This window comes from Flavobacterium sp. (assembly GCF_049318325.1).
Taxonomy (GTDB): domain Bacteria; phylum Bacteroidota; class Bacteroidia; order Flavobacteriales; family Flavobacteriaceae; genus Flavobacterium.
The window spans coordinates 1-13,340 of record NZ_JBMOGQ010000057.1; the positions used below are offsets into that span (position 1 = coordinate 1).

17 protein-coding genes are annotated in these 13,340 nt (G+C 30.7%); 6 read left to right on the forward strand and 11 right to left on the reverse strand.

From position 1 onward, the window contains the following. Both ACOYLP_RS06665 and can read left to right on the forward strand, forming a co-directional pair. The coding region (locus ACOYLP_RS06665) for a SulP family inorganic anion transporter (protein ID WP_422855403.1) at positions 1–1,565 on the forward strand (1,565 nt) is incomplete at its 5' end. Next, positions 1,562–2,206, forward strand: coding sequence for a carbonate dehydratase (gene can, locus ACOYLP_RS06670; protein WP_422855404.1), 645 nt, complete (start codon positions 1,562–1,564; stop codon positions 2,204–2,206). The genes ACOYLP_RS06665 and can, both read left to right, overlap by 4 nt. A 92-nt stretch (positions 2,207–2,298) precedes the next feature. Here the strand turns inward: can and ACOYLP_RS06675 are convergent, their stop codons facing one another. The 3 genes from ACOYLP_RS06675 to ACOYLP_RS06685 form a co-directional block, all read right to left on the reverse strand. Further along, positions 2,299–3,498: an LETM1-related biofilm-associated protein gene (locus ACOYLP_RS06675; protein ID WP_422855405.1), complete on the reverse strand. Its 1,200-nt coding sequence runs from the start codon at positions 3,496–3,498 to the stop codon at positions 2,299–2,301. Positions 3,499–3,507: 9 nt separating this feature from the next. Beyond that, positions 3,508–4,035, reverse strand: a complete 528-nt coding sequence (locus ACOYLP_RS06680) for a superoxide dismutase family protein (RefSeq protein WP_422855406.1) — start codon at positions 4,033–4,035, stop codon at positions 3,508–3,510. A gap of 69 nt (positions 4,036–4,104) precedes the next feature. Beyond that, a complete protein-coding gene (locus ACOYLP_RS06685) occupies positions 4,105–4,629 on the reverse strand; it encodes a hypothetical protein (RefSeq protein ID WP_422855407.1) in 525 nt (174 codons plus the stop codon). Between the two features lie 172 nt (positions 4,630–4,801). Between ACOYLP_RS06685 and yaaA the strand changes: the two genes are divergently transcribed. Then, positions 4,802–5,560, forward strand: a complete 759-nt coding sequence (gene yaaA, locus ACOYLP_RS06690) for a peroxide stress protein YaaA (RefSeq protein ID WP_422855408.1) — start codon at positions 4,802–4,804, stop codon at positions 5,558–5,560. 1 nt (position 5,561) lies between these two features. Here yaaA and ACOYLP_RS06695 read toward each other — a convergent pair whose 3' ends face one another. The 5 genes from ACOYLP_RS06695 to ACOYLP_RS06715 all read right to left on the reverse strand — a co-directional run bounded on the left by ACOYLP_RS06695 (position 5,562) and on the right by ACOYLP_RS06715 (position 8,841). Then, positions 5,562–5,909 carry a hypothetical protein gene (locus ACOYLP_RS06695; protein ID WP_422855409.1) on the reverse strand — a complete coding sequence of 116 codons (348 nt, stop codon included), beginning with the start codon at positions 5,907–5,909 and terminating at the stop codon, positions 5,562–5,564. A gap of 358 nt (positions 5,910–6,267) precedes the next feature. Next, positions 6,268–6,837 carry an anthranilate synthase component II gene (locus ACOYLP_RS06700; RefSeq protein WP_422855410.1) on the reverse strand — a complete coding sequence of 190 codons (570 nt, stop codon included), beginning with the start codon at positions 6,835–6,837 and terminating at the stop codon, positions 6,268–6,270. Between the two features lie 318 nt (positions 6,838–7,155). After that, positions 7,156–7,722, reverse strand: a complete 567-nt coding sequence (locus ACOYLP_RS06705; RefSeq protein WP_422855411.1) for a YceI family protein — start codon at positions 7,720–7,722, stop codon at positions 7,156–7,158. 22 nt (positions 7,723–7,744) lie between these two features. After that, positions 7,745–8,377, reverse strand: a complete 633-nt coding sequence (locus tag ACOYLP_RS06710) for an NAD(P)H-dependent oxidoreductase (protein ID WP_422855413.1) — start codon at positions 8,375–8,377, stop codon at positions 7,745–7,747. 2 nt (positions 8,378–8,379) lie between these two features. Next, on the reverse strand, positions 8,380–8,841 hold the full coding sequence (locus tag ACOYLP_RS06715) for a MarR family winged helix-turn-helix transcriptional regulator (protein ID WP_422855414.1): 462 nt from the start codon (positions 8,839–8,841) through the stop codon (positions 8,380–8,382). A gap of 166 nt (positions 8,842–9,007) precedes the next feature. Here ACOYLP_RS06715 and ACOYLP_RS06720 point away from each other — a divergent pair, with 166 nt between their 5' ends. From ACOYLP_RS06720 to ACOYLP_RS06730, 3 genes are read left to right on the forward strand one after another with little or no spacing between them, the layout of a single operon-like run. After that, positions 9,008–9,328, forward strand: coding sequence for a rhodanese-like domain-containing protein (locus ACOYLP_RS06720; protein WP_422855415.1), 321 nt, complete (start codon positions 9,008–9,010; stop codon positions 9,326–9,328). 8 nt (positions 9,329–9,336) lie between these two features. After that, positions 9,337–10,641: an NAD(P)/FAD-dependent oxidoreductase gene (locus ACOYLP_RS06725; RefSeq protein WP_422855416.1), complete on the forward strand. Its 1,305-nt coding sequence runs from the start codon at positions 9,337–9,339 to the stop codon at positions 10,639–10,641. A gap of 4 nt (positions 10,642–10,645) precedes the next feature. Then, a complete protein-coding gene (locus tag ACOYLP_RS06730; protein ID WP_422855417.1) occupies positions 10,646–11,308 on the forward strand; it encodes a M15 family metallopeptidase in 663 nt (220 codons plus the stop codon). Here the strand turns inward: ACOYLP_RS06730 and ACOYLP_RS06735 are convergent. The 3 genes from ACOYLP_RS06735 to ACOYLP_RS06745 all read right to left on the reverse strand — a co-directional run. Beyond that, the gene (locus ACOYLP_RS06735) at positions 11,305–11,877 is read right to left on the reverse strand and encodes a hypothetical protein (RefSeq protein ID WP_422855418.1); all 573 of its coding nucleotides are present in this window, start codon (positions 11,875–11,877) and stop codon (positions 11,305–11,307) included. The genes ACOYLP_RS06730 and ACOYLP_RS06735 overlap by 4 nt on opposite strands. A gap of 3 nt (positions 11,878–11,880) precedes the next feature. After that, positions 11,881–13,059, reverse strand: a complete 1,179-nt coding sequence (locus tag ACOYLP_RS06740; RefSeq protein ID WP_422855419.1) for a THUMP-like domain-containing protein — start codon at positions 13,057–13,059, stop codon at positions 11,881–11,883. 11 nt (positions 13,060–13,070) lie between these two features. Then, the coding region (locus tag ACOYLP_RS06745; protein ID WP_422855420.1) for a DUF4159 domain-containing protein at positions 13,071–13,340 on the reverse strand (270 nt) is incomplete at its 5' end.

Here is a 13,340-nt window from a genome sequence, read left to right on the forward strand (position 1 = left end):
TTGCTTCTGGAGCGCCATTATTCGCAGGGATTATTTCAGGTGTTGTCGGAGGTATTGTAGTAGGTTTTTTGAGTAACTCACATTTAAGTGTATCTGGTCCAGCCGCTGGATTAACAGCAATAGTGTTGACCGCAATAACCGAATTAGGTGCTTTTAATTCTTTTCTTTTGGCAGTATTTATTGCAGGAATAATACAGTTGCTATTAGGTTTTATAAAGGCAGGAAGTATTTCAAATTATTTTCCAACTAATGTTATAGAAGGAATGTTGGCTGGGATAGGAGTAATTATTTTCTTAAAACAAATTCCTCATGCTATTGGTTATGATAATGATTTTGCTGGTGATGAAGCATTTCTTCAATCAGATGGGCAAAACACATTTTCTGAACTTTTTAATATTTTCAATTATATTCAGTTGGGTTCCTTAATAATAACTATTGTTTCTTTAGCAATTCTTATTTATTGGACAAAAGTAGATTTTTTAAAGAAATTAAAATTAGTTCCAGCGGCATTAATAGCAGTTATTTTCGGAATACTTTTGAATGAATTTTTTATCCAATCTGGAAGTAGTTTAGCTATTGGAAGTGAACATTTAGTTAGTTTACCGGTTCCTCAAAGTTTTCATGAGTTAAAGAATATTATTGTTTTTCCTGATTTTTTAGCTGTTTCGAATAGTAAAGTTTGGATAGTTGCGATAACTATTGCAGTTGTAGCCTCAATTGAAACCTTACTTTGTATTGAAGCTGCAGATAGAATGGATGCACAAAAAAGGTATACGGATACTAATGTTGAACTTAAAGCCCAAGGAATAGGAAATATTTTAAGTTCTCTTTTAGGTGGTTTACCAATGACTTCTGTTGTAGTTAGAACCTCTGCTAATAATAATGCAGGCGCAAAATCTAAAATGTCGACAATAATACATGGTCTATTATTATTGATTAGTGTTTTGACAATTCCAGCCCTATTAAATAAAATACCGCTAGCTACTTTAGCTTCAATCTTGTTATTAGTCGGATATAAATTAGCCAATCCAAAAATCATCAGACATTTTTGGGAAAAAGGGAAGTATCAATTTATTCCATTTATTGCAACATTTATAGCAGTTGTGTTTACTGATTTGTTAAAAGGTGTAGCTTTAGGTTTAATTATTAGTGTACTATTTGTGTTAAAAGGTAATATGCAACGTGCTTATAACTTTAGAAAAGAAGAATATTCAGAAGGAGATATCATTCACATTGATTTGGCTCAAGAAGTTTCTTTTTTAAATAAAGCTGCAATTAAAGCTACTTTAAATAAAATTCCTTCTAATTCAAAAGTTGTAATTAATGCAACAGACACCGTCTATATTGCTCATGATGTTTTGGATTTAATTAAGGAGTTTAAAAAAATAAAGTCAAAAGAATTAAATATTAGTACTAAATTGGTTGGTTTTAAAGATGCTTATGATCTTGAAAACAGTGATGGTTATATAAATAAAGTTACTATTGAGCATCGCTACAATGTAATGAAACGAAAAATGGAAGTAATTGAGAATAAAGAAATAATTTTTAAAGAAGAACAACTATGAGTGCTGAATTTTATAAAAAAATACTTGATAACAATAAAAAATGGGTTGAGAATCAACTCTCTTTAGATAATGGATATTTCAAAGATTTAGCAAAAGGCCAACAACCACCATTACTTTGGATAGGATGTTCTGATAGTCGTGTACCTGCAAATGAAATAATAGGCGCAAAGCCAGGAGAAGTTTTTGTTCACAGAAACATTGCTAATATGGTAATTCATTCTGATATGAACATGCTAAGTGTCTTAGATTATGCTGTCAATGTTTTAAAAGTAAAACATGTTATTGTTTGTGGACATTATGGTTGTGGAGGTGTAAAAGCGGCAATGGGGAATCAATCTATTGGTCTTATAGATAATTGGATTCGTCATATAAAAGATGTGTATCGTTTACACGAAGAGTATTTAAATTCATTTGAAGATGAAGAAGATAGATTCAACAAGTTTGTAGAGATTAATGTTCAAGAGCAAGTCTTTGATTTAGCTAAAACATCCATTGTTCAAGGAGCATGGAAAAACGGACAAGATTTAACATTGCACGGTTGGACCTACGGTTTAAATTCGGGTTATGTAACTGATTTAGATGTAAATATGAGTTCGAATAACGAACTTGATGAAGTATATCGTTTAAAATTTTCTAATTAGTGTTTTTTAACAACAAAGTATAATTGAAAGATAAATTGGCATTCCAAAAGTAATATTAAACGGGAAAGTAGAAGGCCTTCGCTTTTAAAAAGTTATTCTCTTTCTTCATTTTCGTTAAATGACGAAGGCAATAATTGTGGAATGAATTTTATCAATATTGGCAAAAGTAAACTTCCACCAGGCAATAAGAAAATGGTCAAGGACGGTACTGTTTTACAAATATCAAGTAATTGAGTTTTAATTTTTTTCTTCTCTTCTTTGTCTATTTCTTTGTGAGTTGATTTGGCAATAAGTTGCATCAACTCTTTACTTTGAGAAACTTCTTTTATCAAACGTTTTTTATTTCTGTTTAATAATACTACTACACTTTCAGTTGTATGATCATAGAAGTTTTTTACTGGGTTAGAATTATTGAAATATGGAATTTCGTTTTTATATTTTATGATAAAATCGTTAACAAAATCTATGCTTTCGATAATGAAACGTTCGCTTATGTTAAGTTTTTCGGCCAACTTGAACAAGAAATAGCGTTCTTCATTTTCTACTTTTTCATCACTCCATAAACTTATTCCAGCCAAATCGATTGCATAAAATTTTTCTAAATCATTTTCAAGGTTACTTAGATCAATATCTTCAATAGATTTAATTTGTTTATCTGAAAACTTAGTATATCGAACAGAAGATTCAAATAGTTTTTGTAACAAATCATCATGAACCGAAATTCCGGTTTTAGATTTTAAAGAAAGCGAAATCACACTTATAATACTATCTTCAATTCTGTTAAAGTATTTTTCGGGTAAGGATCCTTTTTCTAAGTATTTTTTGAAAGCTAAAACATCTATAAAGAGTAGGGCGTTGGTAATTACATGCGAAAAGCTTTTGCTAAATAAATCTTCATTCGTTTGTACTCTGTCGTGAATTATTTTTTCAAGTTTACTTGAATCAGTGCTGCTAGGAAGCATTTTCTGTAATGGATTAAATCCTTTTGGAGTCAATATATTATAAAAGCAAACAGCTTCACTTATGAATTTATCTTGATTTGTATTTTGTTTGACCAAGCAATACATTTTATATAAAGTATTGAGCATTCCAATTTTTGAAATCTCTTCCGCAAGTCTTTCTTTTAAAGGTATTTGTTCAACAGTATCAAAACTTATAATGTGACCAAAAATAAAGCCTGTGGCTCTGGTTTGAAGGTAAAACTCTTCTTCAGAAGCCATAATAATTTGATCACTAGTTTTTTGTTCAATAAAAAACTTATCTATCCAACCAAATGCTGATGGGTTTATCATTTGATAAGTCTATTTAATTATGGAGGAACAAGCTACTCTTGCGCCAGCATTTCCTGTTGGTTGTGTAGTGTAGTCATCGGCTTTATCATGAACAATTACAGCTTTATCAATAATGTCTTTGGTTTCATCACCGCAGCCTATACACCATTCATTGGTTTTAAATAATACGGTACCTTTTCCATCAGCATTAGCATTAAAATTATCCATATCACCTTTGTGGTGCTCGGCATCTGTCCAACGCCCGTGTTTTTTAAAAGTGGGATTCCAATGTCCGCCTGCAGAAGTAGCATCTACAGCAGAGCAATCTGCTTTTTCATGGATATGTATTGCATGTTCACCAGGTTTTAAACCTGTAAAATTGGCTGTTAAAGTAACTGAGCCATTTTTTTCTGAGAAAGTAGCAGTACCATTAACTTTGCTGCCACTTTTAGATTCAAAAGTGATGTTTATTGATTTACTCTTTTCATTTGAAGTTGAGCTTTTACAACTTAGTATCAAAATCCCAAAAATGCTAAAAACGATTATTATTTTTTTCATGTTTTCTTCTTTTTTTAACCATAAAAGTACTCAAATTATTACCTTCGATAACACTTCAATTGTTAAAGTTTACTTTGTTTTTTCACCCACGAAATAATCATTCTGAGATTTAAAGAGAATATTGAAAGTAGTTAAACTACCATAAATACGGGTAATGTATTGTTGTAATTCAACTTTTTCTATTTCTTCTAAATTGCTGGAATTTATTTTCTGTTCCATCACACGCAAGCGGTCACGAAGCATTACAATTTTATGAAAGAAGACATCTATCGGTACGTCTTTATGCGCCAATCCGGCTTGTCCCGGAACTAATTTCATGTTGCCACCTTTCCATTTATCACCAATAGCTACAGGTTCTCCGAGTCCATTCCATTTTTTTAGGATGGAAAGTAAACTTTGTTCTACATCATATAAACTAATCGTATCAACTTCATTTTCAGCAGCTTCTATCACTTCAAATTCACTGTTAATTGCAATAGTTTCTAGGCCTCCATCAATAAAAGTTACCCAATATTCTTTAGAGGAAACATTTGTTATTACACCTTTGCCATATTCGACGTGATTTATTCTCGAGCCAATTCCTAGTAGTTTCATAAGTTTATATATTAAGCCACTAAAATAGGAATTTGTACGAAATAAAAAAATAGTTTACTATCAAGGCGAAATAGATTACTATCTCTTTTTTTTTAAATTTAAATCAATTATTATTTTCTTGCTTATTTTTTCTATGTTGAATTTGTATTTTTGGAATCCAAATACACATCAAATGAAAATCGTTATATCTCCAGCCAAATCGTTGAATTTCGAAAAACAGTTGCCAACTTTAAATTATACAGAACCACAGTTCTTAAAACAAGCAACTATTATACAAAATACCTTAAAAAAGAAAAAGCCAAATGAACTCGCAGAGTTAATGGATATTTCTGAAAAGTTAGCAGAACTCAATTGGCAACGCAATCAAGAATGGAAGCCGCCGTTTACATTGGAAAATGCAAGGCAAGCTATTTATACTTTTGATGGTGATGTCTATACTGGTTTGGATGTTTATGAGTTAGCTAACGATAAATTAGCTGTTTTACAGAATAAACTTCGAATTCTTTCAGGTTTGTATGGTTTACTTAAACCATTAGATTTAATGCAGGCTTATCGATTAGAAATGGGAACTACATTGCCAATAGGTAAAAACAAAAATCTATATGAATTTTGGAAAAAAACGATTACCCAATCACTAAACGACGAATTGGAAACTGGCGAATTGTTTATCAACTTGGCAAGTAATGAATATTTTAGTGCGGTTGATGTAAAAGCATTGAAAGTTCCGGTAATTACTCCTGAATTTAAAGACTACAAATACGGAAAATTAAAGATGATTAGTTTCTTTGCAAAAAAGGCTAGAGGTATGATGGTTCGTTATATCATTGATACCAATACAGAAACAATTGATGACTTGAAGGGATTTAATTATGAAGGGTATGCTTTTGATGCAAACTTGAGCAAGGGGAACAATCTTGTTTTTACTAGATAATTTAGGTGTAAAGATATTCTTGATATTCTCTTAAAGTTTCATTTGTTGCCTTTTTTTGATTTCTGGATAATTCCCTCATCGCTTCAACCCCTTTTTTGGCACAACGTTTTACTTTATATAATCGGGAAGAAAAGGAGTGAAGTTTTTCTATATCTTGAGGAGAAAGCTTAGTTTCTAATTCACTAACAAAGTCATCGAACTCTTTAATGACTATTTTGTTTTCTTCATAATCTGTTTTTAAATCATCCAGATGCTCTTTAATTTCTTTACTGATGTCATTGCTTATAGCTTCGCTTTTCTTGCGAAGTTCGGTGATTACTTTTTTCTCGTGAGTGTTGAAAATTCCCATAAATTATCGATTTAATAAATACTATTTTAACAATGTTAAATCAAATTTAAGAAATTGTCTTCAAAAAATATTCAAATCGTTAATAACTTGTAAATTAGTTGATTATCGAATTGATTTTTTCATAATTTACATCATAGATAAATTCTATATTGAATATCTATTAAATTAAATATCAAAGCTATAAACTAAATCTACTAAAGTAAATTTTGGATAAATGTAGAAATCCTTGAAATTAGATTGTAAGCAATAAATTGAATTAAACTACTTCCAATGATAGCTCCTTTTTGGTGTTTTGTAGAGCTTATTAAAAAGTAACTTTGTGGTAAAAATTGTTTTCATTTTTACTGAATACTGAACACTAACCATTAACCCAGTTTTCAATAATTTTTTTACCAAAAGGTGTCAAAACACTTTCAGGATGAAATTGAACACCTTTTACATCAAGTGTTCTGTGTCGTAATGACATAATATGTCCGTTCTCGTCTATAGAAGTGATTTCTAAAACGGAAGGAAAATTAGCATTAGAAACAACCCATGAATGGTAACGACCGACTTCAAATTCATTTGGCAAACCATTAAACAGAGTTTCATCTGTTACAGATTGAGTGACTTTAGTTGCCACACCATGATATACTTTATTCAAATTTATTAGGCTTCCGCCAAAGACTTCACCAATAGCTTGCTGACCTAGGCAAACGCCAAGAATACTTTTGCTTTCGGCATATTTCGAAATCACAGCTTTAAGTAAACCTGCTTGATCCGGAATTCCAGAGCCAGGCGAAAGCAAAATTTTGTCGAAAGCTTGTAATTCGTCCAATTCAAATTCATCGTTTCTTAATACGGTTACCTTGTTATCAAAATCTTCTAAATAGTGAACTAAGTTGTATGTGAAACTATCATAATTGTCTATTACTGCTATCTTTTTCATTATCTATTATTAATCTTAAATGGTTTCTGCTAATTTATACTATTTAACCTTTAATTATTCTATTTTAAACTTATCACAGATTAAAATAACTTCTTAACTGTATTTATTTTTGCTTGTAATTAATAATAAGCTTGCTATTTTTTAGATAAATTAAACTAAATAATCTACTAGTAATGATATACTATTACACAAGCATTATCTATGGAATTCTTCATTATAAATTTTGTATAAACAAATATAGGATTGTATTTAATTTCTAGTAAAAATAAAAAACCTCGAAAAGAAATTTTCGAGGTTTTCATAGCAATAGTTCCCTATTTAGAACTGTAGGTTTACAGTTAAGTCAAAATCATCATTGATTGCTTTGTCTCCAATGCTTTCAAAGAAGTTTTTTGAGCCATATTTAATATTATATTTAGTTCGGTCTATTTTTACAACCGTTGAAGCTGTATTTCCTTTTACTGCCATATCAAAAGTTACCGGATTCGTAATTCCTTTTATAGTTAAATCACCTGTTATTGTGTAAACACCGTTTGCTTTTGTAGCAATTTTTTTGAATACTAAAGTGGCATTAGGGTTTTTTTCAGTTCCAAAAAAATCATCAGCTTTTAAATGACCATCTAATTTTAATTTCCAATCACCAGACAAATCAGTAGTAGATATAGATGTCATATCTACAGTGAAATTTCCACCAGCAACTTTGCCATCTTTGAAAATTAAATTTCCTTCTTTTAAATTTACTGTACCGCTATGTTCTCCGGTTACTTTTTTACCAACCCAGTTAATAGTACTTTTTTCAGGGTTAATTTTTTTACTTTGCGCTGTAGCTAGTGTTGTTCCAAAAGCTACTAATAATGTGATTGCGATTGTTTTTAAATTTTTCATTGTTTTAATATTTAGTTATTGATTATAAATTGATAAATAATTCTTCATTTGATTTACGCACTTTTGCATAATGCTGAGTAGCGTCTTCTTCGTGACGGTATCCAATAGTTGCAAGTAAAGTTGCATTAAGGCCAAGTTTTCCTAAACCTAAAATTTCATTCACTTGAGTAGGTTCAAAACCCTCCATTGGTGTGACGTCAATTTTTAATTCGGATGCAGCGTTCAATAAATTTCCGAGGGCTAAATAAGTTTGTTTTGATGCCCAAGTATTCCTAACATCTTCTGGTAATGTAACTATTTTAGATTTCATAAAGTCGCCATAACCTTTTAATGAATCGGCAGGCAATCCTCTTGTTTCAGTTAAATTGGCTATGCTTAAATCAATTTCAGTTTCTCCAAAATTGGTTATGTTAGCAAAGACAATCAAATGTGAAGCATCAACTATTTGTGATTGTCCCCAAGCTGCAGGTTGTAATTTTGTTCTTAATTCTGGATTTTCGACAATTAAAACTTTATATGGTTGTAAACCAAAAGAAGAAGCTGATAAACGAATTGCTTCTTTTAAAGTTTCTAAATCTTGTTTAGATATTTTTTTTGTAGCATCAAATTTTTTGGTAGCATAACGCCAATTAGCGTTTTTTATAAAATTGCTCATAGTTATTTATTAATTGTTCGATATTTTTCTAATAAATTATTCAATTGTTTTAATTCTTGTTTAGTCAAATTGTTGGCAAAAAACTGCTCGTGTTCCATTACAATAGGATCAAGTTTATATAGTATGTCTAACCCTTTTTGTGTAATCAACACCTCAATTTTTCTTCGATTATTAGGACAAACCTCCCGAGTTACATAATCTTTTAACAATAATTTGTCAATGAGTCGGGTAGTGTTACTATTTTTGGATAACATTCGTTCTTGAATGATACACATATTTGCAGGATTACCTTTTTGACCTCTTAAAATTCGCAATACATTATACTGTTCTCTTGATATATCGTAAGGTTTTAAAATTTCATTAAACTTATCTCCAATTACATTTTGAGTGTAGGTAAAGTTCAAGAAAACTTTTTTTGCATCATCAAATGGAATTGTAGATTTTATTAAATGTTCAATTTTCATAATTGTCAATACAATATTTGTAGGTACAAATGTATAACATTTTTTAGTCGTTAATATAAATGTTATCTTGTTTTTTTGTTAAATTTTATTAGAATAGAAGTTTGTCCTTTTATCAATGACAAATAAAGTAACAAAGGACTATATTTGTTATTCAAAATAATAAACGATGGATTTATCACAAAAAGACTGGAAAACAAAATTAGAGAACGATCCTAATGCAGTTATTCTTGATGTTAGAACAGAAGATGAATGGAATGAAGGGATTATTCCAAATGCTATTTTAAACGACATTTATAAAGGTCAAGGATTTCTTTATAAATTAGATGAATTAGACAAATCCAAAAACTATTATGTCTATTGCAAAGCTGGAGGTAGAAGTGCTCAAGCCTGTGCTATTATGAACCAAATGGGTTTTGAAACCACCTTTAATTTGGAAGGAGGATTTTCTCAATGGAAAGGCGATGTTGCCTTTCGAGACGAAAATTAAATAGTCAAATGAACATTCCAACTTCAATATATCCTCGTATTGTAATTATTGGTGGTGGTTTTGCTGGAATTGCATTATCAAAAAAACTTCGAAACAAGAATGTTCAAGTGGTTCTTATTGACAAACATAATTACCACACATTTCAACCTTTATTATATCAAGTTGCTACTGGAGGATTAGAAGCCGGGTCAATTGCTTATCCGATTCGGAAAGTTATTCAGGAATATAAAGACTTTTATTTCCGTTTGACTTCGGTTAAGGAAATTGACACTAAGCACCAAAAGATAATCACCGAAATAGGTGATCTGCATTATGATTATCTAGTCATTGCTTCAGGTTCTAAAACCAATTATTTTGGCAACAAAGAAATTGAACTGAATTCGATGTCAATGAAAACGATACCGCAATCGTTGAATATTCGCAGTTTGATTTTGGAAAATTTTGAACAGGCGGTTTTGACCAAAAATCAAGCGGATAGAAATACGTTAATCAATTTTGTATTGGTTGGTGCCGGACCAACAGGTGTGGAACTAGCTGGCGCTTTGGCCGAAATGAAAAAAGCGATTCTTCAAAAAGATTATCCCGATCTGGATATTGATAAAATGCAAATAAATCTTATTCAGAGTGGTGACCGGATTTTGAATACGATGAGTGAAAAGTCGTCTGCAGCAGCTGAAAAATTTCTTTTGAATTTGGGTGTGAAAATCTGGAAAAATGTTCGTGTGACCAATTACGACGGAAGAACTATTACTACCAATACCGATTTAACTTTTGATTCTGCTACAGTGATTTGGACAGCCGGTGTTCAAGGTGTAAAAATAATTGGTTTAGATCCAAATTCAATAGTTGAAAAAGTAGTTAGAATTCGGGTAAACAAATACAATCAGGTGGTTGGTTATGATAACATATTTGCTATTGGTGATATTTGTTTGATGGAAACCGAGAAATATCCGCAAGGGCATCCAATGATGGCACAACCGGCGATGCAGCAAGGAAAATTATTAGGAGAAAATTTGATTAAATTAATCCAGAAAAAAACTATGACTCCATTTGAATATAAAGACAAAGGTTCAATGGCAACTATTGGAAGAAACTTAGCTGTAGTTGATTTACCTCATTATCATTTCAGTGGTATTTTTGCATGGTTTGTATGGATGTTTGTGCATTTATTCTCATTAATTGGATTCAAAAACAAGGCGGTTGTTTTTCTGAATTGGGTTTACAATTATATTAAATTTGACCGAGAAGGACGATTAATCATTAGGCCTTTCAAAAAGAAAAGTTTTACTACGTTTACGAGTGATGAAGTTTAATATTATGAAGAAAGTACTTCCATTTATATTATTATTTTCTCTTTTCCTCTCTTGCAAATCAACCTATCTTGATTCAAAGAAATCATCAGTTATACTCGATATAAAAAAGGAAAATGATAGTAATGCTTTTGTAAATCTAAAAAACTATAGTTCTGATTTTGTATTTGATATGAAATATGCCACAGCCGATAATTTTCTGAAAGAAAAAGTATACCCCTGTGATGAATGTTTTCTCAGAGTAAAAACGGTGAAAGCGCTAATAGAAGCTAACAAGTCTTTTATTGAAAAAGGATTCAAAATCAAGCTTTACGATTGTTATCGACCAAGAGCGATTCAAAAAAAAATGTGGAGAATTGTACCTGATGCTAATTTTGTGGCCAATCCAAAGAAAGGATCAATTCACAATCGTGGTGGAGCAGTAGATATTTCTTTAGTTGATTCTGTTGGAAATGAACTGAATATGGGAACTAAGTTTGATTTTTTTGGTGAAGAAGCTAGTCATAATTACCAAAATTTATCTGATGAAATTTTGTCTAATAGAAGGTTTTTAAAAGAAATTATGCTTCAACACAATTTCAAGTCGTTTGATTCTGAGTGGTGGCATTATAATTTAAAAGGAAGCAATAATGATGAAGTTTCTAATAAAAAATGGCGCTGCGAAAATTAATTCTCAATACACTTCAGATAATTGATAAAGTAATTTTCGGGCTGATAGGTTTTTTTATCTAATTCAGAAATTAACTCTGTTTTAAAAGGATAATCTATTATTTCACCAGAATATTTTATTCTCATGAATGTTACGGGTGAGGTTTTTAATTCTTCAAAATTATCTTTAGAAAAGACAAAAGAACCAATTAAAATTCGGGTGTTTTCATTTTTATCATTACGAATTAACGTACCACAAGTTTCTGCTTCTGCAAACAATAAAGTAACAATTTTCCCATTGTTTAGTTGCAAAAAGATTTTTGAATTGCTATCAAGACAATTGGCTTTAATGAAGTCGGCACTGCTTTGTAGTTGTTGAGTTTCAAGTCCTAAAACACCATTGTTATTAAATAACGCAAAAAATATAGTAGTTGAGTTTCCTGCAAAACTTCTTTCAAAAATAATAGCTTGTTTGGTCAATTTATAAGTTCCTAAACTATCGGTAACATTGGTTTCAATCTCGCATGGCTTTTGAGAAAAGGCAATTAAGTTGACAAAAAGAAGTAAAGCTAAAGCTATTTTCTTATTCATAGTCTATTTTAATTTGTTACAAAGTAAAACTATTTTATTATTATTTATATCAGTTGTAAAAAAACAATACACAATTCCACCTTCTTTTATTTTCCACTTTTTGCGAATGTTTTCTACCGTTTCTGGAAAATTTCGAGTAGTAATATTGGCTTTTTTGTTTTCCAAAAACGATTTCATATTTAGTTTGTTGTATTCAAAACTGTTTTCAATTTCAAAAACTCTCCCAGGAAAATTAATTAAAATATCAGATGTATACAGATGCGAATGTTTGTTTAATTTTTCAATCTCATATTGTGAGGTCACTTCGTCAAATCCGCCTGATTTCATAATAGCTGCGTTTGGCTCATATAGATATTTTTTTGGCAAACTGTAATTTGAAACCGAAGTATTACCGAGTTCAAAAGTAAACTCTTGTGTGGAGTCTTTTGTCAAGTTACATGTAACAATTTGAATGCTCTCAGCATGATTTTTTTTTAAAACCCAGAGCAATTCCTTTACTTCGTTTTCTAAAGCAACGATGTGAATTGTTTTTACGTTTCTCAATTCTGATAATCCGGCAGAAATGTCAAGTATAGGAGCTGTTTTTAACATGATGTTATCTGAAAACTCAAAATAAAAATCAAGTAATTCAGGAACATTTGGCATACAATCCTGAAGCATAAATACTTTACCTTTTACATCATTTCGCCTCGAAGGATCAATATAAATACAATCAAATTTTTGATTTAAGGTTATAAGAATTTCAGTGCTGTCACCTGTATGACATTCAACGTTTGTCACACCAAGTTGTTCTAAATTATGTTTTACAATCTCGGATAATTCTTGATTGATTTCGCAATGAGTAACCTGATTTACTTTTTTGGAAAAGTAAAAGTCATCCACACCAAAACCTCCAGTCAAATCAATAAGGCTTTTGCCAGAAACTAATTGTGACTTATACTCAGCAGTTTTTTCTGAGGAAGTTTGTTCTATTGATATTTTACTTGAATAATAAATATTGTGAGTGTAAAACCATGTTGGAAGTTTAGTTTTGGCTTTCTGTTTGGCAGTAATTTGGCCTAGTATTGTTGTCCAATCAGTTATAGCAAATTTGTTTTTTTGTAGTGCTAATTTAGATACGTCAGCATTTATATTTGAATTAATATACTCTTGAATTTCGGCAGACAATAGCTTCTTATCCATGCCAAGTATAATTAATTATTGAAAATATAGTTCAAAATATTAGCACCCATTTTTAATGCTTTTTCACGAACTTCTTTCGGGTCATTATGAACTTCTGGATCTTCCCATCCATCACCCAAATCACATTCAAAAGTGTAAAGCAATACTAATCGGTTGTCAATAAAAATACCAAAAGCTTGTGGACGTTTGCCATCGTGTTCGTGAATTTTTGGCAATCCATTGGCAAAAAGATTTGGTTTTTGAAAAATAGGATGATTAGCTGGTATTTCAACTAAATCGTT